Source organism: Streptomyces sp. NPDC037083 (assembly GCF_055606485.1).
The window spans coordinates 779,256-799,224 of the sequence record NZ_JBVJSQ010000002.1; the positions used below are offsets into that span (position 1 = coordinate 779,256).

Sequence of the window (19,969 nt, forward strand, 5' to 3'; positions counted from 1 at the left end):
TCACAGATGGCGGCGTCGGGTGGAGACGTGCCGTTCGTACAGCTCACGTGCCTTCACCGCGGACGGTCGGGTCGCGGTCTCGGCCACAGGTACATCCCACCAGGCCTGCGCCGGCGGCGGGCCCGACACAGTGTCGGCCGTTTCGGTCTCGACGTAGACACATGTGGGAGTGTCGGCGCGGCGCGCCTCGGCGAGGGCGTCGCGCAGTTCGCGGACGGTCTTCGCGCGCAGCACCCGCATGCCGAGGCTGGCCACGTTCGCGGCCAGGTCGACGGGCAGCGGAGCCCCGGTGAACGTGCCGTCTTCCGAGGTGAAGCGGTACGCGGTGCCGAACCGCTCGCCGCCCACCGACTCCGACAGACCGCCGATCGAGGCGTAGCCGTGGTTCTGCACGAGCAGGATCTTGATCGCGATCCCCTCCTGCACGGCCGTGACGATCTCCGTCGGCATCATCAGGTACGTGCCGTCTCCGACCAGCGCCCAGACGTTGCGCTCGGGAGCGGCCAGTTTCACCCCGATGGCGGCCGGGATCTCGTAGCCCATGCAGGAGTAGCCGTACTCCAGGTGGTACTGGTCCCGGGAGCGCGCCCGCCACAGTTTGTGCAGGTCGCCGGGGAGCGAACCGGCCGCGTTGATGATCACGTCCGACTCGTCGACGAGGGCGTCGAGGGCGCCCAGCACCTGCGGCTGCGTCGGACGGACGTCGGGCTCGTCGGCCTCGTAGCAGGCGTCGACGCGCTGCTCCCAGCGCTCCTTGTCCTCGCTGTACTCGGCGACGTACGCGTCCGCCACCCGGTGGCCGTGCATCCGCAGGGCCTCGGTCAGCTCGCCCAGACCGCTGCGGGCGTCCGCGACCAGCGGGAGGCCGGCGAGCTTGTGGCCGTCGAAGGGGGCGATGTTGAGGTTGAGGAAGCGGACGCCCTCGCCCTGGAACAGGGTGCCGGAGGCCGTGGTGAAGTCGGTGTAGCGGGTGCCGACGCCGATGATCAGGTCGGCCGTGCGGGCCAGTTCGTCGGCGGTCGCGGTGCCGGTGTGGCCGACGCCGCCCACGTCCTGGGGGTGGTCGTGGCGCAGCGAGCCCTTGCCGGCCTGGGTGGAGGCGACCGGGATGCCGGTGGCCTCGGCGAACTCGGCGAGGGCCTCCTCGGCGCGGCTGTGGTGGACACCGCCGCCCGCGACGACGAGGGGGCGCACGGCCGCTCGGATCACGCCCACGGCCTCGGCCAGCTCGGTCGGGTCGGCTCCGGGGCGGCGTACGACCCAGGTGCGCTCGGCGAAGAACTCGTCGGGCCAGTCGTAGGCCTCGGCCTGGACGTCCTGGGGCATCGCCAGGGTCACGGCTCCGGTCTCCACCGGGTCGGTGAGGACGCGCATCGCCTGGAGCGCGGCCGGGATCAGGACCTCGGGGCGGGTGACGCGGTCGAAGTACCTCGACACCGGGCGCAGGCAGTCGTTGACCGACACGTCGCCCGCGTACGGCACTTCGAGCTGCTGGAGGACCGGGTCCGCCACGCGGGTCGCGAAGATGTCGCCGGGCAGCAGCAGGACCGGGAGGTGGTTGATGGTGGCCAGGGCGGCGCCGGTGACCAGGTTGGTCGCGCCGGGGCCGATCGACGTCGTCACCGCGTGGGTGGACAGGCGGTTGGACTGGCGGGCGTAGCCGACGGCCGCGTGGACCATGGACTGCTCGTTGCGGCCCTGGTGGAAGGGCATGTCGTCGCCGTACTCGACCAGCGCCTGGCCGATGCCCGCGACGTTGCCGTGGCCGAAGATGCCCCAGGTCGCGCCGATCAGCCGCTGCCGTACCCCGTCGCGCTCGGTGTACTGGGCGGCGAGGAAGCGCACCAGCGCCTGGGCGACTGTGAGCCTGGTGGTCATCGGTAACCCCCTGTGGTTTCTACGTGAGCCGGGTGGAAGCAGATCCGCCACTCCCGCGTCTCGCCGGGTCCTGCCATGACGTTCAGGTAGTACATGGCGTGGCCGGGCTGGGCGATCGACGGGCCGTGCCAGCCGTCGGGGACGAGGACGGCGTCGCCGGAGCGGACCTCGGCGAGGACGTCGGAGCCGCCCGCGCGCGAGGGGGACACCCGCTGGTAGCCGAAGCCGTCGGGGCCGTCGATCTCGAAGTAGTAGATCTCCTCGAGCTCGGCCTCCTCGCCGGGCCGGTGCTCGTCGTGCTTGTGCGGCGGGTACGAGGACCAGTTGCCGCCGGGGGTGATCACCTCGACGGCGATCAGCTTGTCGCAGTCGAAGGCGTCGGCGGAGGCGAAGTTGCGCACCTCGCGGGCGCAGTTGCCGCTGCCGCGCTCTTCTACGGGGACCTCCGGCGCGGGGCCGTAGCGGGCGGGGAGTCGTCGCTCGCACTTCGCTCCTGCCAGGGCGAAGCGGCCTCCCGCGCCGGAGGCGATCTGGGCCCGGGCGTCGCGGGGAACGTACGCGAAGTCGGAGACCGACGCGAAAACGCTCTCCCTGCCCAGGAGTTGGAACTTCTCATCGGCTGTTCGCACGGTACATCCGCCTTCCAGCGGAAGCACGATCCACTCGCTGTCACCGGTGGTGAGGGTGTGGGTGCCGCCCGGCTCCAGCTCGACGATCCGCAGGCTGCAGTAGCCCCAGCCGGCCCGCTCGGGGTCGATGGCGAGCGCGTGGTCGGCGTCGGCGGTGGCGCCGTGCGGGATGTACAGGTCGTGGTGCGGCTCTGTGTTCGTCATGCGGCCCTCACAGCAGTCCTACGGCGGTGTCCACGGCGGCGGCGACGTTCCCGTCCGCCGGATACAGCAGCGAACGGCCGACCACCAGGCCCCGCACGGTGGGGAGTTGCAGCGCCCCGCGCCACTTCTCGTACGCGCCGTCCTGGTCGTCGCCGACCTCGCCGCCCAGCAGGACGGCGGGGAGGGTGGAGGTCGCCATGACCTCGGCCATGTCGTCGGGGTTGTCGGTGACCGGGACCTTCAGCCAGGTGTAGGCGGAGGTGCCGCCCAGGCCGGAGGCGATGGCGATCGACTTGGTGACGGCCTCGGCGGAGAGGTCGTTGCCCAGCCTGCCGTCGGGGGTGCGTCGGCTGATGAACGGCTCGACGAAGAGGGGCAGCCTGCGGGCGGCCATGTCGTCGACGGCGCGGGCGGTGGCCTCCAGGGTGGTGAGGGAGCCCGGGTCGTCGTAGTCGATGCGCAGCAGCAGCTTGCCCGCGTCGAAGTTCAGCCGCTCGATGTCCTCGGCGCGGTGGCCGGTGAAGCGGTCGTCGAGCTCGAAGACGGCGCCCTGGAGGCCGCCGCGGTTCATGGAGCCCATGACGACCTTGCCGTCGAGGGCGCCGAGCAGGAGCAGGTCGTCGAGGATGTCGGCGGTCGCGAGGACGCCGTCGACGCCGGGGCGCGACAGCGCGAGGCACAGGCGCTCGAGCAGGTCGGCGCGGTTGGCCATGGCCAGCTTGTCCCCGCCGACGCCGAGCGCCCCGCGGGCCGGGTGGTCGGCGGCGACGATCATCAGGCGGCCGGAGTCGCCCAGCAGCGGTCTGCGCGGGCGGCGGGCGGCGGCCTCGGCGATCGCCTCGGGGTACTGCGTGCGCAGGCGGACGAGTTCGGAGACGTCGACGGTCGTCACAGGACGGCTCCTGCCTCGAGCGCCGCTTCCACTTCGCCCGGTGTCGGCATCGCGGAGGAGCACTCCAGACGGGAGGCGACGATGGCGCCGGCCGCGTTGGCGTGGCGCATGATCTTCTCCAGGTCCCAGCCGGCGAGCAGGCCGTGGCAGAGGGAGCCGCCGAACGCGTCGCCGGCGCCGAGGCCGTTGAGGACGTCCACCGGCAGCGGCGGGACCTCGGCGGACTCGCCCGCGCCGTTGACGGCGAGGACGCCCTTGGGGCCCTGTTTGACGACGGCGAGCTCGACGCCCGCGTCCAGCAGCGCCTGTGCCGCCGCCCGCGGGTCGCGCACCCCGGTGGCGACCTCCACCTCGTCGAGGTTGCCCACGGCGACGGTGGTGTGCTTGAGGGCCTCGGCGTAGAACGGGCGTGCCTGGTCGGGGTCGGACCAGAACATCGGCCGCCAGTCGAGGTCGAAGACCGTGATGCCGGCCTTGGCCCGGTGGGCGAGCGCGGCGAGGGTCGCAGTGCGGCTGGGCTCCTCGCTCAGGCCGGTGCCGGTGACCCAGAAGACGCGGGTCTCGCGGACGGCGTCGAGGTCGAGGTCGTGGGCGTCGATCTCCAGGTCCGGCGCCTTGGGCCGGCGGTAGAAGTACAGCGGGAAGTCGTCCGGCGGGAAGACCTCGCAGAAGGTCACCGGCGTCAGCAGCCCGGGCACGGAGGTGACCCAGCGGTCGTCCACGCCGAAGCCGCGCAGGGCCTCGTGCAGATAGACGCCGAAGGGGTCGTCGCCGGTGCGGGAGATCACCGCCGTCTCGCGGCCGAGTCGGGCGGCGGCGACGGCGACGTTGGTCGCCGATCCGCCCAGGAACTTCCCGAAGGACGTGACCTGCGGGAGCGGGACGCCCGTCTGCAGCGGATAGAGGTCCACTCCGATCCGCCCCATGGTGATCAGGTCGTACGCCATCGAGTTCCCTTCGTGTCGGCTCGTCGCGGGAGACCGCTCGTGGCACCTCCCCGGCGCACGTCCCGTATCGGCTCTCACGGCTTTGTAGCCCCGCGCGGCGGGCCCTGTCAATGTTTTGTCCAGACATTCGGACCAGCCCTTGACACCCCTCCGGTGAGACCGCACGCTGACGGCCATGACGTCGTTGTCACCTGAGTCCTCACTTTCCCGCATCCGGATCGGATCGGCCCCCGACAGCTGGGGCGTCTGGTTCCCGGACGACCCCGCCCAGGTCCCCTGGCAGCGCTTCCTGGACGAGGTGGCGCAGTCCGGCTACGAGTGGATCGAGCTCGGCCCCTACGGGTACCTGCCGACCGACCCCGCGGTCCTCGCCGAGGAGACGTCGAGGCGCGGACTGAAGGTGTCGGCGGGCACGGTCTTCACCGGCCTGCACCACGGCGAGGCCGTGTGGGAGAAGACCTGGGCGCACGTCGCCGACAACGCGGCGCTCGCCCAGGCGATGGGCGCCCGGCACCTGGTGGTCATCCCCTCCTTCTGGCGCGACGACAAGACCGGCGAGGTGCTGGAACCGGACACGCTGACGCCCGAGCAGTGGCGCAACCTGACCTCGCTCACCGAGCGGCTGGGCAGGGAGGTGCGGGAGCGGTACGGGCTGCGGATCGTCGTCCACCCGCACGCCGACACCCACATCGACAGCGAGGAGAACGTCGTCCGGTTCCTGGACGGCACGGACTCCGGCCTCGTCTCGCTGTGCCTGGACACCGGGCACTACGCGTACTGCGGCGGCGACAGCGTCAAGCTGATCGAGACGTACGGGGAGCGGATCGGGTACCTGCACCTCAAGCAGGTGGACCCGGAGATCCTGGCGGACGTGCGCGCGAAGGGGACGCCCTTCGGACCGGCCGTGGCCCAGGGGGTCATGTGCGAGCCGCCCGCCGGGGTGCCCGCGCTGGGCCCCGTCCTGGAGGCCGCCCAGAAGCTGGACGTGGACCTGTTCGCGATCGTCGAGCAGGACATGTACCCGTGCGCACCGGACACCCCGCTGCCCATCGCGCAGCGGACGCGGGCGTTCCTGCGCAGCTGCGGGGCGTAACGCCTGCGCCTTTGCGTCACCCGTGTCACAAAAACCACCTCCGTGTCACACATGTCGCGTGTACGCGGCTCTTGCGTCACACGCCGTCAACAGCCGCTTCCCCACGGTCACCGGGCGTCGTTCAGCGGGGCACAGGCTTGTTGATCGCCAGCGCAGCGCCGGGCTCCCCCGGGCGGCCTCCCGGCCGCCGCCCCGCGCGCGCAGGGAGGTGCGGCTCATGACCGACCGAAGGCTCTGGTCCTACAAGGAGATCGCGGCTCACATCAAGGTGCAGCCGGACACCGTGCGCTCCTACCGCAAGCACGGACTGCTGCCCGCGCCCGATCACGTGGAGGGCGGCAAGCCCTACTGGTACGCCGACACCGTGCGGGCCTGGGTCGCCTCCCGGCCGGGCAACCGGGGCCGCAGGCCGGACTGAGCCGGGCCGGGGGAACGACCCGGGCTCGTTGAGGCCCCCGGGCGCTCAGGCCCACGGCTCGACGACCGTCACCCCCGCGCCCGGCGCCGTGCCCAGGGCCGCCAGTGCGGCCGGGGCGGCGTCCAGGGTGATCGTCGACGTCACCAGGAGGTCGGGGCGCACCGCCCCCGACCGGACCAGCTCCAGCATCTGCGGATACGCGTGGGCGGCCATGCCGTGGCTGCCCAGGATCTCCAGTTCCAGCGCGATGGCGCGGGCCAGCGGGACGGGGGTGGTCCCGTCCGCCGAGGGGAGCAGTCCGACCTGGACGTGACGGCCCCGGCGGCGCAGGCCGTTCACGGAGGCCGCGCAGGTGGCGGGCGACCCGAGGGCGTCCAGGGAGAGGTGCGCGCCGCCGCCGGTCAGCTCGCGGACCGCCGTCGCCGTGTCCGGCACGCGCGTGGCGTCCACGCACTCCGTCGCGCCGAACCTCCGCGCCAGGTCCAGGGCCTTCCCGGAGACGTCCACCGCCACCGTCCGCGCCCCGCTCGCCGCCGCGATCATCACCGCGGACAGGCCCACGCCTCCGCAGCCGTGCACCGCCACCCACTCCCCCGCCGCGACCCGGCCCTGCTGCACCACCGCCCGGAACGCGGTGGCGAACCGGCAGCCGAGGGAGGCGGCGGTGGCGTACGACAGGTCGTCGGGGATCGCGACCAGGTTCACGTCGGCGTGGTCCAGGGCCACGTACTGGGCGAAGGAACCCCAGTGCGTGAAGCCGGGCTGGGTCTGGCGTTCGCACACCTGGTGGTCGCCGGCCGCGCAGGACGGGCAGCTGCCGCAGCCGCACACGAAGGGGACGGTGACCCGGTCGCCGGGCTTCCATCGGGTGACCCCGGCGCCGGTCTGCGCCACCACTCCGGCGAGTTCGTGTCCGGGCACGTGCGGCAGGACGATGTCCGGGTCGTGGCCCATCCAGCCGTGCCAGTCGCTGCGGCACAGGCCGGTGGCCTCGACGCGCACCACGACGCCGTGTTCCGCGGGCCGCGGGTCGGGCGTCTCCCGCACCTCGGCCGGCTCCCCGTACCGCTCGAACACCACAGCCCGCATGCGCCGCCGCCTCGCCTTCGCCCTCTTCGCTGAAGATCACTGCGAACGCTAACCCCGCGCGCCGGAGTTGTCGCCGCGTCGGGCCGGACGCCGACGCGGCGGGGACTTCTTTGAGAAATACCCCCTAGGGGTATAGTCTTCGGGTAACGGGAGACCTCCTGAGGTCCCGACCGCCCCGCCCGCCTCCACGAGGAGAACGACATGACCGCACCGACCGACACCCCGGGCTCCGTGACGACCGTCTACAAGGTGAGCGGCATGAGCTGCGGCCACTGCGAGGGCGCCGTGTCCGGCGAACTCTCGGAGCTCGCCGGCGTCACCTCGGTGAAGGCGGTCGCCTCGACCGGCGAGGTCACGGTGGTCTCGACCGAGGCGCTCGACGAGGCCGCCGTGCGCGCCGCCGTCGACGAGGCCGGGTTCGAGCTGGCCGGCCAGGCCTGAGGCGCCCTCCCGCACGGCCCTCCCCGGGCCGCCCGCGCCGCCCGGGAACCCCTCCTCCACCCACCGGGCCGTACCGACCAGCTGATACTGGTTCCGTACGGCCCGGCCTGCTTTCTGGAGCACGGACATGACCAGCACCGTCACCCACACGCCGATAGCCGGATCGGACGGACCCACCGGACCGGACGGACCGTACGGACCGGACGGACCCGCCGCCGAGGTGGAACTGCTCATCGGCGGGATGACCTGCGCCTCCTGCGCGGCCCGCGTGGAGAAGAAGCTCAACCGCATGGACGGCGTCACCGCGACGGTCAACTACGCCACGGAGAAGGCGAAGGTCAGCTATCCGGCCGGCGTCGAGGTCGCCGATCTCATCGCGACCGTGGTGAAGACCGGGTACACGGCCGAGGAACCCGCGCCCGAACCGGTCCGGCAGGAGGAGGAGAGCGCCCCCCGGGACCCCGACCTCGCGGGCCTGCGCCACCGGCTCCTCGTCTCCGCGCTGCTCGCCGCGCCCGTCGTCCTGCTCGCGATGGTTCCGTCCCTGCAGTTCGACAACTGGCAGTGGCTGTCGCTGACCCTCGCCGCGCCCGTCGTCGTCTGGGGCGGCGGCCCGCTGCACAAGGCCGCCTGGACGAACCTGCGGCACGGCGCGGCTACCATGGACACCCTGGTCTCGGTCGGCACAATGGCCGCGCTCGGCTGGTCGCTGTGGGCGCTGTTCCTCGGCGACGCGGGCATGCCCGGCATGCGGCACCCCTTCGAGCTGACCGTCTCGCGCACCGACGGGGCCTCGGCGATCTATCTGGAGGTCGCCGCCGGCGTCACCGTCTTCATCCTGCTGGGCCGCTTCCTGGAGGCCCGCTCCAAGCGGCGCGCGGGGGCGGCGCTGCGGGCCCTGATGGAGCTGGGCGCGAAGGACGTGGCCGTGCTGCGCGGGGGCAAGGAGGTGCGGATCCCCGTCGACCGGCTCGCGGTCGGCGACCGGTTCGTCGTACGGCCCGGTGAGAAGGTCGCCACCGACGGGACGGTCGTGCAGGGCGTGTCCGCCGTGGACGCCTCGATGCTGACCGGCGAGTCCGTGCCGGTGGACGTCGGTAACGGTGACGCCGTCATGGGCGCGACCGTGAACGCCGGCGGCCGGCTGGTCGTCGAAGCGACCCGGATCGGCGCCGACACGCGGCTCGCGCGCATGGCGCAACTGGTCGAGGAGGCGCAGAACGGCAAGGCCGAGGCCCAGCGGCTGGCCGACCGGATCGCCGGGATCTTCGTGCCGGCGGTGCTGCTGCTCGCGCTCGCCGTCTTCGGCGGCTGGCTCGGCGCGACGGGCGACACGGTCGCCGCGTTCACGGCGGCCGTCGCCGTCCTGATCATCGCCTGCCCGTGTGCGCTCGGGCTCGCCACGCCCACGGCGCTGATGGTCGGCACCGGCCGCGGCGCCCAGCTCGGCATCCTCATCAAGGGTCCGGAGGTCCTGGAGTCCACGCGCCGCGTCGACACGGTCGTACTGGACAAGACCGGCACCGTGACCACCGGCCGGATGACCCTCCAGGACGTGTGGGCCGTCGACGGCGTGGACCAGCGGGAGCTGCTGCGACTGGCGGGCGCCGTGGAGCACGCCTCCGAGCATCCGGTGGCCCGGGCCGTGGCGGCGGGCGCCGAGGAGCGGGTCGGCGAGCTGCCGACGGCCGAGCGGTTCGAGAACGTGCCCGGACGAGGGGTGCGCGGACGCGTGGAGGGCCGCGACGTGGCCGTGGGGCGCCTCTTCGAGTCCGTCCCGCCGGAGGTGGCGCGCGCGGCGGACGAGGCCGAGCGGGGCGGCCGTACGGCCGTCGTCGTGGGCTGGGACGGGGCCGCGCGCGGGGTGCTCTCCGTCGCCGACGCGGTCAAGGAGACCAGCGCCGAGGCGGTGCGCGACCTGCGCGCGCTGGGACTCACGCCGGTGCTGCTGACCGGGGACAACCAGGTGGTCGCGGAAGCGGTCGCGCGGGCCGTGGGCATCGACCGGGTGATCGCCGGGGTGCTGCCCGAGGGCAAGGTCGACGTCGTACGGCGGCTCCAGGACGAGGGCCGGGTCGTCGCCATGGTCGGGGACGGGGTCAACGACGCGGCCGCGCTCGCCGCCGCCGATCTGGGGCTGGCCATGGGGACGGGCACGGACGCGGCGATCGAGGCGAGCGACCTGACGCTGGTGCGCGGGGACCTGCGGGTGGCCGCGGACGCGATCCGGCTGTCCCGGCGGACCCTCGCCACGATCAAGGGCAACCTGGTGTGGGCCTTCGGCTACAACGTGGCCGCGCTGCCGCTGGCCGCCGCGGGACTGCTGAACCCGATGATCGCGGGGGCGGCGATGGCCTTCTCGTCGGTGTTCGTGGTGACGAACAGTCTGCGGCTGCGCACGTTCAGGTGAGGCCTTCGGACACCCCGGTCGGAGATACCGCCGAGTAGGGGCGGGCCTTTCGCGGAGACCCCCTGGAGTCCTGCGCGAGCCTCACATAAGCTCTTCACAAGGCTCGCGCATCATCCTTACGCTTGGGCCTCGATCGCTGTATCCGGTCTCTTGCGCATCTAACGGACATATGCAAGAGACACAGATCACAGTGATGTGAACGTAACCATCGAAGGGGCTCGAAGGTCTAAGTTGACGATGTCGGGAAGCGTCTTGGGGGGCGTGACCTGACATCTGGGGATGTCTTGGGGGACTTCCTCAGAGATGCGTTGCCGGGGCACGCACACCGGGAAGCTTTGAGCGGCCCTCCCAGCGTGCGCTGTCCCGGCAGACCGCACACAGCGGTGGTACGGCGAGTTCTGCTCGTTCTGCTCAACCGCAGGCACGACAACCGAAGATGGTTACGAAACAGCGAATTCAGGCGCTGTCCTCACAACGCCCGGCCGGATCCCGTGGGGGGAATCCGCACCGGGACATGGGAAGGCGCCCTGGTCGTCGGCCCGTGGGGGGACTGGCGCCGGGGCGCCTTCCGTATGCCCGCACTCCACCCCCAAGGCGCAAGGACGACAGACCCGCCCAGGGCCGCAAAGGGCAACCGGCCACCTCCAAGGCGCAAGGGCCACTGACCCCACCCAGGGGCGCGGGCGACAACCGACCACCCCAAGGCGCAAGGGCCACTGGTCCCACCCAGGGGCGCGGGGAACTGCGCGACCAGCCCCCACACACCCGCACCCGAAGACGTGCCCCAGGATTCACGCACGAGGCCCCGCGCACGCGGCTGGCGCACGCGGCCCGCACACGCGACTGCCCGGGACACAGGTCCCGGGCAGTCAGAGATCACACGAAGGGCGCCTGGTGACCCGCCCCACCGCCGGAGGCGTCAGCGCTCCTCGACCGGCACGAAGTCGCGCTCGACGACGCCCGTGTAGATCTGGCGGGGGCGGCCGATGCGGGAGCCCGGCTCCTTGATCATCTCGTGCCACTGGGCGATCCAGCCCGGGAGACGGCCCAGGGCGAACAGGACCGTGAACATCTCGGTCGGGAAGCCCATGGCCCGGTAGATCAGGCCGGTGTAGAAGTCGACGTTCGGGTAGAGGTTGCGCGAGACGAAGTAGTCGTCGGAGAGCGCGTGCTCCTCCAGCTTCAGCGCGATGTCCAGCAGCTCGTCGGACTTGCCGAGGGCAGAGAGGACGTCGTGCGCCGCAGCCTTGATGATCTTGGCGCGCGGGTCGAAGGACTTGTACACCCGGTGGCCGAAGCCCATCAGGCGGACGCCGTCCTCCTTGTTCTTCACCTTGCGGATGAAGGAGTCGACGTCGCCGCCGTTGGCCTGGATGCCCTCGAGCATCTCCAGGACGGACTGGTTGGCGCCGCCGTGCAGCGGGCCCCACAGGGCGTTGATGCCGGCCGAGATCGACGCGAACATGTTCGCCTGCGACGAGCCGACCAGACGGACCGTGGAGGTCGAACAGTTCTGCTCGTGGTCCGCGTGCAGGATCAGCAGCTTGTCGAGGGCGGAGACGACGACCGGGTCGAGGTCGTACTCCTGCGCCGGCACCGAGAACGTCATCCGCAGGAAGTTCTCGACGTAGCCGAGGTCGTTGCGCGGGTAGACGAACGGGTGGCCGATCGACTTCTTGTAGGCGTAGGCCGCGATCGTCGGAAGCTTGGCGAGCAGCCGGATCGTGGAGAGGTTGCGCTGCTTCTCGTCGAACGGGTTGTGGCTGTCCTGGTAGAACGTGGACAGCGCCGAGACGACCGACGACAGCATGGCCATCGGGTGGGCGTCGCGCGGGAAGCCCCTGTAGAAGTTCTTGACGTCCTCGTGCAGCAGGGTGTGCTGCGTGATGTCGTTCTTGAAGACGGTGAGCTCGTCGACGGTCGGCAGCTCGCCGTTGATCAGGAGGTAGGCGACCTCGAGGAAGGTCGACCGCTCGGCCAGCTGCTCGATCGGGTAGCCGCGGTACCGGAGGATGCCCTGTTCGCCGTCAAGGTAGGTGATGGCGGATTTATAGGCGGCGGTGTTGCCGTAGCCGCTGTCCAGGGTCACCAGACCGGTCTGGGCGCGGAGCTTCCCGATGTCGAAGCCCTTGTCGCCGACGGTGCTGTCGATCACCGGGTAGGTGTACTCGCCGTCGCCGTACCGCAGTACTACAGAGTTGTCGCTCACGTCATCCCTCACCGACGTTGTGCCTCTTCTTCGAGGTTGCCCTGACTGTCTCTACCATCCCCCATTTGGCGCAGGAGAGTGCACTCGGGGTCGACCATTGGGCTTATCGGCGGCACTCAGTGCCGCCAACTAGCTCATCCTGCCGCCTTGGTCACCGTTGTGGAAGTGCTCTGTGACCTTCGTGACTCATTTGATCGATCATTTTTTACGTGTCTCCCGGCGGCCCCCGGAACCGCTCAGGTCACCGGCCTGCGAGCCGGTAGTCCAGGGCCGTGCAGCGGCGGCCCGCCGACACCGTGCGCACCGCCTGGCCGATGGCCCTGCGGGAGCCGACGAGGACGACCAGCTTCTTCGCGCGGGTGACGGCCGTATACAGAAGGTTCCGTTGCAGCATCATCCACGCACCCGTGGTGACGGGGATCACCACAGCGGGATATTCACTTCCCTGTGAACGGTGGATGGTCACCGCGTACGCATGGGCCAACTCGTCCAGTTCGTCGAACTCGTACGGAACCTCCTCGTCCTCGTCCGTCAGCACCGTGAGGCGCTGGTCGACCGGATCGAGCGAGGTCACGACGCCCACGGTGCCGTTGAAGACACCGTTCTTGCCCTTGTCGTAATTGTTGCGGATCTGAGTGACCTTGTCGCCGACACGGAACACCCGACCGCCGAACCGCTTCTCGGGCAGATCGGGGCGGCCGGGCGTGACGGCCTGCTGGAGCAGGCCGTTGAGGGCGCCGGCGCCGGCCGGCCCGCGGTGCATGGGCGCCAGGACCTGCACGTCCCGGCGCGGGTCGAGGCCGAACTTGGCCGGAATGCGGCGCGCGGCCACGTCCACCGTGAGCCGGCCGGCCTCCTCCGTGTCGTCCTCGACGAAGAGGAAGAAGTCCTTCATGCCGTCGGTGACCGGGTGCTGCCCGGCGTTGATCCGGTGCGCGTTGGTCACCACGCCGGACTGCTGCGCCTGGCGGAACACGCGCGTGAGGCGGACGGCCGGGACGGGACTGCCGGCGGCGAGCAGGTCGCGCAGCACCTCGCCCGCGCCGACGCTGGGGAGTTGGTCGACGTCCCCGACGAAGAGCAGGTGCGCGCCCGGGGGAACTGCCTTGACCAGCTTGTTGGCGAGGAGCAGGTCCAGCATCGACGCCTCGTCGACCACCACCAGGTCGGCGTCCAGCGGGCGTTCGCGGTCGTAGGCCGCGTCGCCGCCGGGCTTGAGCTCCAGCAGACGGTGGACGGTGGAGGCCTCGGCGCCGGTCAGTTCGGCCAGCCGCTTGGCGGCGCGGCCGGTGGGCGCGGCCAGCACCACCTTCGCCTTCCGCGCGCGAGCCAGCTCCACGACGGAGCGGACGGTGAAGGACTTGCCGCAGCCCGGGCCGCCGGTGAGCACGGCGACCTTCTCGGTCAGCGCGAGCCGGACGGCCGCCTCCTGCTCGGGCGCGAGCTCGGCCTTCGTGCGGGTCCTCAGCCAGGCCAGCGCCTTGTCCCAGGACACGTCACGGAAGGCCGGCATCCGGTCCTCGTCGGTGCGCAGCAGACGCAACAGCTGGGCGGAGAGGGAGAGTTCGGCTCGATGGAAGGGGACCAGGTAGACGGCCGTGACGGGCTCCCCGCCGTCCGCCGCCGGAACCTTCTCCCGGACGACTCCGGGGTCCTCGCCGTCCTCCGGCGGTGTCGCGAGCTGGGCGAGGCACTCGATGACGAGGCCCGTGTCGACCTGCAACAGCTTCACCGCGTCGGCGATCAGCCGCTCCTCGGGGAGGTAGCAGTGGCCCTGGTCGGTGGCCTGCGAGAGGGCGTACTGCAGGCCGGCCTTGACGCGCTCCGGGCTGTCGTGCGGGATGCCGACGGACTGGGCGATCTTGTCGGCGGTGAGGAAGCCGATGCCCCAGACGTCGGCCGCCAGCCGGTAGGGCTGGTTCTTCACGACGGAGATCGACGCGTCCCCGTACTTCTTGTAGATGCGCACCGCGATGGACGTGGACACCTCGACGGTCTGGAGGAAGAGCATGACCTCCTTGATCGCCTTCTGCTCCTCCCAGGCGTCGGCGATCTTCTTGGTGCGTTTCGGGCCCAGGCCGGGCACCTCGACGAGCCGCTTCGGCTCCTCCTCGATGATCTGCAGGGTGTCCATGCCGAAGTGCTGGGTGATCCGGTCGGCGAACACCGGGCCGATGCCCTTGACCAGGCCGGATCCCAGGTAGCGGCGGATGCCCTGGACGGTGGCGGGCAGCACGGTGGTGTAGTTCTCGACCGTGAACTGCTTGCCGTACTGCGGGTGGGAGCCCCAACGGCCCTCCATCCGCAGGGACTCGCCGACCTGGGCGCCGAGCAGTGCGCCGACGACCGTGAGGAGGTCGCCGCCACCTCGGCCCGTGTCGACGCGGGCGACCGTGTAACCGTTCTCCTCGTTGGCGTACGTGATGCGCTCCAGCACGCCTTCCAGCGTGGCGAGCCGCCGCTCTCCCGCCCCCTGGGCGGCCCCCGTCTGTTGGGACATGATCCGACGGTACCGCCCGCCACCGACAGGCCCGCCGGATCGGTCCGGTCCGCCCTGCCGGTCCTGTCGGTCCTGTCGGTCCTGTCGGTGCTGCCGGTCCTGTCGGTGCCGGAGGGAGTCGGCGCCGGGAGTGCGGATCAGACCTGGTCGAGAATCACGCAGGTGCCGACCACGTAGCCGGTGACGCCGCTCCTCGTGACCTTCACCCAGCGCTTGCTGACGATGCCGCACTTCTCGTAGGAGGAGGTGCCGTAGTAGTCCGAGCAGGACGCCGACGCGCTCGAACCCTTGTTGATCTGGGCGAGGGCCGTGCCGCTGGTGCTCGTCGTGGACCGAATGATCACGGTCTCGAGGGCCTTGGCCGTGCAGCTCGCCGCCGCCGCGGGGGTGGCGGCCACGAACGAGGTCCCGACCAGGGCGGCCGCCGCCATGGACGCACCGAGTATCCGGCCTGAGCGCATATCTGTTTCTCCCCTGTTGTTTGGCACGGGCATGCCACCCGTGACGGACAGGGGAAGCCTAGATCCCTTCGTACCGGCATTCATCACGATCCGGTTTCGGCCACCCCGGAGTCTTGATTAACCCCCGTGTAATCGATTCCAATCCTTCGTACACGCCGATGTAATCGATTCCACGACGACATGGCGTTCATGATCCGAGTCCACGAGGAGGTGGAGCGGCGATGGCGAGCATCAAGGACGTCGCTGCCGAGGCGGGGGTCTCCGTCGCCACGGTGTCACGCGTCCTGAACGACCATCCGTCGGTCAGCGAGGACGCACGCACCCGCGTGCTGGCCGCCGTCGAGGCACTGGGCTACCGCCCGAACGCCGTCGCCCGGTCGCTGCGCACCGACCAGACCCGCACCCTCGGTCTGGTCATCAGCGACGTGATGAACCCCTACTTCACCGAACTGGCCCGCTCCGTCGAGGAGGAGGCCCGCGCGCTCGGCTACAGCGTGATCATCGGCAACGCCGACGAGCGGCCCGACCTCCAGGACCACCACGTGACGACGCTGCTGGACCGCCGGATCGACGGTCTGCTGCTCTCCCCCACGGACGGCGGCTCGCCGCGGATGCTGGAGGCGGCGCGCGCCGGAACGCCCATGGTGTTCGTCGACCGCTGGATCCCGGGCCTGGACGTGCCCATGGTCCGGGCGGACGGACGGGCCGCCGTGCGCGACCTCGTCGCGCATCTGCACGGGCTCGGACACCGCCGGCTCGCCATCATCGCGGGGCCCGCCGCCACCACCACCGGCAGCGAGCGCGTCGAGGCCTTCCGGGCCGCCATGGCCGAGTACGGGCTTCCCCTCCCGGACGCCTACACAGGGCAGGGCGACTTCCAGGCGGAGAGCGGACGGCGGGTCACCGAGGGCTTCCTCGACCTGCCCGAGCCGCCCGAGGTCGTGTTCGCCGCCGACAACCTGATGGCGCTGGGCGCGCTGGACGCCGTACGCGCGCGTGGGCTGCGCGTTCCGCAGGACCTGGCGCTCGCCGCGTTCGACGACATCCCGTGGTTCGTGCACACGGATCCGCCGATCACGGCGATCGCCCAGCCGACGGGCGAGCTGGGGCGGGCCGCCGTGCGGGCGCTCGTCGACCGCATCGAAGGGCGGCCCCCGCAGTCCGTCACCCTGACCGCCCGGCTCGTCGTCCGCCGCTCGTGCGGCGAGCCCGCTCCCCAGGAGCCGCCCGCCGCCGAGGAGTCCCCCGCTCCCCGGCAGCCATCCCCCGCAACGAACAGGAGCCAGACGTGAGCAACGCGGACGAGTTGCTGCGCATCGAAGGCATACGCAAGACCTTCCCCGGCGTGGTCGCGCTCGACGGCGTCGACTTCGACCTGCGCCGGGGCGAGGTGCATGTGCTGCTCGGTGAGAACGGCGCGGGCAAGAGCACCCTCATCAAGATGCTCTCCGGCGCGTACCGGCCCGACGCCGGGCGGATCCTGGCCGGCGGCGAGGAGGTGCGCATCCACGGCGCACAGGACTCCGAGCGGCTCGGGATCGCCACCATCTACCAGGAGTTCAACCTCGTTCCCGATCTGACGGTCGCCGAGAACATCTTCCTGGGGCGACAGCCGCGTCGCTTCGGGATGATCGACCGCAAGCGGATGGAGGCCGAGGCGGCCGTCCTGCTGGAGCGAGTGGGCGTGAACGTCTCGCCTCGCGCGCGGGTGCGCGAACTCGGCATCGCACGGCTGCAGATGGTCGAGATCGCCAAGGCGCTCAGTCTGAACGCCCGTGTGCTGATCATGGACGAGCCGACCGCCGTGCTGACCTCCGAGGAGGTCGACAAGCTCTTCGCCATCGTGCGCAGGCTGCGCGAGGACGGCGTCGGCATCGTGTTCATCACCCACCACCTGGAGGAGATCGCCGCCCTCGGCGACCGCGTCACCGTCATCCGGGACGGCAGGAGCGTCGGGCAGGTCCCGGCCTCCACCCCTCAGGACGAACTCGTACGGCTCATGGTGGGCCGCTCCATCGACCAGCAGTACCCGAGGGAGCGCGCCGGGACGGGCGCCGCCCTGCTGTCCGTCGAGGGACTCACCCGGGACGGCGTCTTCCACGACGTCAGCTTCGAGGTGCACGCCGGTGAGGTCGTCGGCATCGCCGGGCTCGTCGGCGCAGGTCGTACGGAGGTCGTACGGGCCGTCTTCGGGGCGGACCCGTACGACCGCGGGGCCGTCCGCGTCGCGGGGGCCGCCCTCCCCCGGTCCGACGTGAACGCGGCGACGGCGGCCGGGATCGGACTCGTGCCCGAGGACCGCAAGGGCCAGGGACTCGTGCTGGACCAGTCGGTCGAGGAGAACCTCGGCCTGGTCACCATGCGGGCCGCGACCCGGTGCGGGCTGGTCGACCTGAGGGGCCGGCACACGGCGGCGGCACGGATCGCCGAACAGCTCGGCGTGCGGATGGCCGGGCTCGGCCAGCAGGTGCGCACCCTCTCCGGCGGCAACCAGCAGAAGGTCGTCATCGGCAAGTGGCTGCTGGCCGACACCAGGGTGCTGATCCTCGACGAGCCCACGCGCGGCATCGACGTCGGCGCCAAGGTCGAGATCTACCAGCTCGTCAACGAGCTGACGGCGGCCGGCGCCGCGGTCCTGATGATCTCCAGCGATCTGCCCGAGGTGCTCGGCATGAGCGACCGGGTGCTGGTGATGGCCCAGGGCCGGATCGCCGGCGAACTGCCTGCGGAGCAGGCCACGCAGGACGCGGTGATGGCGCTCGCCGTCAGCGCGCCCGCAACCCCTACCACCCCTACGACCACTGAAGTGGAGGCCGGCCGTGGCCGCTGACACGCATCTGAGCACATCGGGCGCCGGTGGCGCCGCGGCGGTCCGCCGTCTGCTCCTCGACAACGGCGCGCTGACCGCGCTGATCGTCCTCGTCGTCGCCATGTCGGCCCTGTCGGGCGACTTCCTGACCACGGACAACCTGCTCAACGTGGGTGTCCAGGCGGCCGTGACCGCCATCCTCGCCTTCGGCGTGACCTTCGTGATCGTCTCGGCGGGCATCGACCTGTCGGTCGGTTCGGTCGCGGCGCTGTCGGCGACCGTGCTGGCCTGGAGCGCCACTCAGCACGGCGTACCGGTGGTCATGGCGGTGGTGCTGGCCGTCGCCACCGGCATCGCCGCCGGTCTGGTGAACGGTTTCCTCATCGCCTACGGCAAGCTGCCCCCGTTCATCGCGACGCTCGCGATGCTGTCGGTCGGGCGCGGTCTGTCGCTGGTCATCTCCGAGGGCTCGCCGATCGCCTTCCCCGACTCGGTCTCGCACCTCGGCGACACGCTCGGCGGCTGGCTGCCGGTGCCGGTGCTCGTGATGGTCGTGATGGGGCTGATCGCCGCGTTCGTGCTCGGCCGCACCTACATCGGCCGCTCGATGTACGCCATCGGCGGCAACGAGGAGGCCGCCCGGCTGTCGGGTCTGCGGGTGAAGCGGCAGAAGCTCGCGATCTACGCGCTGTCCGGCGTCTTCGCGGCCGCGGCCGGCATCGTCCTGGCCTCCCGGCTGTCCTCGGCCCAGCCGCAGGCCGCCGACGGCTACGAGCTGGACGCCATCGCCGCGGTCGTCATCGGCGGGGCCTCCCTCGCGGGCGGCACCGGCAAGGCCTCGGGCACCCTGATCGGCGCGCTGATCCTCGCGGTGCTGCGCAACGGCCTGAACCTGCTGTCCGTCTCCGCCTTCTGGCAGCAGGTCGTCATCGGCGTCGTCATCGCGCTGGCGGTGCTGTTCGACACGCTGCGCCGCAAGGCGGGGGCCACCCCGGTGGCGGCCGGGACGGGCTCCGGCGGCGGCAAGGGCCGGCAGGCGGCGACGTACGGTCTTGCGGCCGTCGTCACCGTGGCGGTCGTCGGCGCGACGTCCTTCCTGCACAGCGGCAGCTCGTCGGCGGCGAACCCGAAGGTCGGCCTGGCGCTGTCCACGCTGAACAACCCGTTCTTCGTGCAGATCCAGTCGGGCGCGAAGGCCGAGGCGAAGCGGCTGGGCGTGGACCTCACGGTCACCGACGCGCAGAACGACGCCTCTCAGCAGGCCAACCAGTTGCAGAACTTCACCAGTTCCGGCTTCGGGTCGATCATCGTCAACCCGGTGGACTCGGACGCGGCGAGCAACTCGGTGAAGGCCGCCGACAAGGCGAAGATCCCGGTCATCGCCGTCGACCGGGGCGTCAACAAGGCCCCCGTGGACGCGCTGGTCGCCTCCGACAACGTGGCGGGCGGCGAGCTGGCCGCGAAGACCGTCGCCGAGAAGCTGGGCGGCACCGGCAAGATCGTCATCCTGCAGGGCCAGGCGGGCACCTCCGCGGCCCGGGAGCGGGCGGAGGGCTTCGCCAATGGCCTGAAGGCCTACCCCGGCATCCAGGTCGTGGCCCAGCAGCCGGCCGACTTCGACCGGACCAAGGGACTCGACGTGATGACGAACCTGCTCCAGGCCCACCCGGACGTCCAGGGCGTCATCGCCGCCAACGACGAGATGGCGCTCGGCGCGATCAAGGCGCTGGGCTCCAAGGCGGGCACGTCCGTCCAGGTGGTCGGCTTCGACGGAACCCCCGACGGCCTCAAGGCCGTCGGACAGGGCACGCTGTACGCGTCCGTGGCGCAGCAGCCGTCGCAGCTGGGGAAGATCGCCGTGGACAACGCGCTCAAGGCGCTGCAGGGCAAGAAGGTCGAGGAGACGGTGAAGGTGCCGGTGAAGGTGGTCACGAAGGAGAACGTGGCCGGCTTCAGCGGCTGACATCGGCGGGAAGGCGGGCGGTCCTC

At 71.2% G+C, this 19,969-nt stretch carries 15 protein-coding genes; 7 read left to right on the forward strand and 8 right to left on the reverse strand.

Annotated elements, in window-relative coordinates; genetic code table 11:
• From iolD to iolC, 4 genes are read right to left on the reverse strand one after another with little or no spacing between them, the layout of a single operon-like run.
• On the reverse strand, positions 1-1,878 hold the full coding sequence (gene iolD, locus ACZ7DE_RS08200; protein ID WP_470758897.1) for a 3D-(3,5/4)-trihydroxycyclohexane-1,2-dione acylhydrolase (decyclizing): 1,878 nt from the start codon (positions 1,876-1,878) through the stop codon (positions 1-3).
• A complete protein-coding gene (iolB, locus tag ACZ7DE_RS08205; RefSeq protein ID WP_470758898.1) occupies positions 1,875-2,711 on the reverse strand; it encodes a 5-deoxy-glucuronate isomerase in 837 nt (278 codons plus the stop codon). The genes iolD and iolB overlap by 4 nt, the downstream gene beginning before the upstream one ends.
• Before the next feature lie 7 nt (positions 2,712-2,718).
• Positions 2,719-3,603: a Cgl0159 family (beta/alpha)8-fold protein gene (locus tag ACZ7DE_RS08210; RefSeq protein ID WP_470758899.1), complete on the reverse strand. Its 885-nt coding sequence runs from the start codon at positions 3,601-3,603 to the stop codon at positions 2,719-2,721.
• Entirely contained in the window at positions 3,600-4,550 is a 951-nt protein-coding gene (gene iolC, locus ACZ7DE_RS08215; protein WP_470758900.1) for a 5-dehydro-2-deoxygluconokinase, read from the reverse strand. Before iolC ends, ACZ7DE_RS08210 begins: the two co-directional genes overlap by 4 nt.
• A 175-nt stretch (positions 4,551-4,725) precedes the next feature.
• Here iolC and ACZ7DE_RS08220 point away from each other — a divergent pair, with 175 nt between their 5' ends.
• Entirely contained in the window at positions 4,726-5,643 is a 918-nt protein-coding gene (locus tag ACZ7DE_RS08220) for a sugar phosphate isomerase/epimerase family protein (protein ID WP_470758901.1), read from the forward strand.
• A 217-nt stretch (positions 5,644-5,860) separates the two neighbouring features.
• Positions 5,861-6,061: a helix-turn-helix transcriptional regulator gene (locus tag ACZ7DE_RS08225; RefSeq protein ID WP_067057643.1), complete on the forward strand. Its 201-nt coding sequence runs from the start codon at positions 5,861-5,863 to the stop codon at positions 6,059-6,061.
• Positions 6,062-6,106: 45 nt separating this feature from the next.
• Here the strand turns inward: ACZ7DE_RS08225 and ACZ7DE_RS08230 are convergent, their stop codons facing one another.
• A complete protein-coding gene (locus tag ACZ7DE_RS08230; protein WP_470758902.1) occupies positions 6,107-7,150 on the reverse strand; it encodes a zinc-dependent alcohol dehydrogenase family protein in 1,044 nt (347 codons plus the stop codon).
• A gap of 201 nt (positions 7,151-7,351) precedes the next feature.
• Here ACZ7DE_RS08230 and ACZ7DE_RS08235 point away from each other — a divergent pair, with 201 nt between their 5' ends.
• A complete protein-coding gene (locus tag ACZ7DE_RS08235; protein WP_470758903.1) occupies positions 7,352-7,591 on the forward strand; it encodes a heavy-metal-associated domain-containing protein in 240 nt (79 codons plus the stop codon).
• Positions 7,592-7,718: 127 nt separating this feature from the next.
• Positions 7,719-10,001, forward strand: coding sequence for a heavy metal translocating P-type ATPase (locus ACZ7DE_RS08240; protein ID WP_470758904.1), 2,283 nt, complete (start codon positions 7,719-7,721; stop codon positions 9,999-10,001).
• Between the two features lie 919 nt (positions 10,002-10,920).
• Here ACZ7DE_RS08240 and ACZ7DE_RS08245 read toward each other — a convergent pair.
• From ACZ7DE_RS08245 to ACZ7DE_RS08255, 3 genes are all read right to left on the reverse strand, one after another.
• Positions 10,921-12,210: a citrate synthase gene (locus tag ACZ7DE_RS08245; RefSeq protein ID WP_383242297.1), complete on the reverse strand. Its 1,290-nt coding sequence runs from the start codon at positions 12,208-12,210 to the stop codon at positions 10,921-10,923.
• A 241-nt stretch (positions 12,211-12,451) separates the two neighbouring features.
• Entirely contained in the window at positions 12,452-14,710 is a 2,259-nt protein-coding gene (gene recD2, locus ACZ7DE_RS08250) for an SF1B family DNA helicase RecD2 (protein WP_470758905.1), read from the reverse strand.
• 137 nt (positions 14,711-14,847) lie between these two features.
• Complete coding sequence (locus ACZ7DE_RS08255) at positions 14,848-15,141, reverse strand: hypothetical protein (protein WP_470758906.1); 294 nt, start codon at positions 15,139-15,141, stop codon at positions 14,848-14,850.
• Positions 15,142-15,392: 251 nt separating this feature from the next.
• On the opposite strand from ACZ7DE_RS08255, the gene ACZ7DE_RS08260 reads away from it, so the two are divergent.
• The 3 genes from ACZ7DE_RS08260 to ACZ7DE_RS08270 are packed head-to-tail and all read left to right on the forward strand — an operon-like array spanning position 15,393 to position 19,943.
• Positions 15,393-16,463 carry a LacI family DNA-binding transcriptional regulator gene (locus ACZ7DE_RS08260; protein WP_470758907.1) on the forward strand — a complete coding sequence of 357 codons (1,071 nt, stop codon included), beginning with the start codon at positions 15,393-15,395 and terminating at the stop codon, positions 16,461-16,463.
• Positions 16,460-18,001, forward strand: coding sequence for a sugar ABC transporter ATP-binding protein (locus ACZ7DE_RS08265; protein ID WP_470758908.1), 1,542 nt, complete (start codon positions 16,460-16,462; stop codon positions 17,999-18,001). Before ACZ7DE_RS08260 ends, ACZ7DE_RS08265 begins: the two co-directional genes overlap by 4 nt.
• Positions 17,991-19,943 (forward strand): ABC transporter permease/substrate-binding protein, encoded by a 1,953-nt coding sequence (locus tag ACZ7DE_RS08270; RefSeq protein WP_470758909.1) that lies wholly within the window; start codon positions 17,991-17,993, stop codon positions 19,941-19,943. The genes ACZ7DE_RS08265 and ACZ7DE_RS08270 overlap by 11 nt, the downstream gene beginning before the upstream one ends.
• Positions 19,944-19,969: the final 26 nt, after the last annotated feature.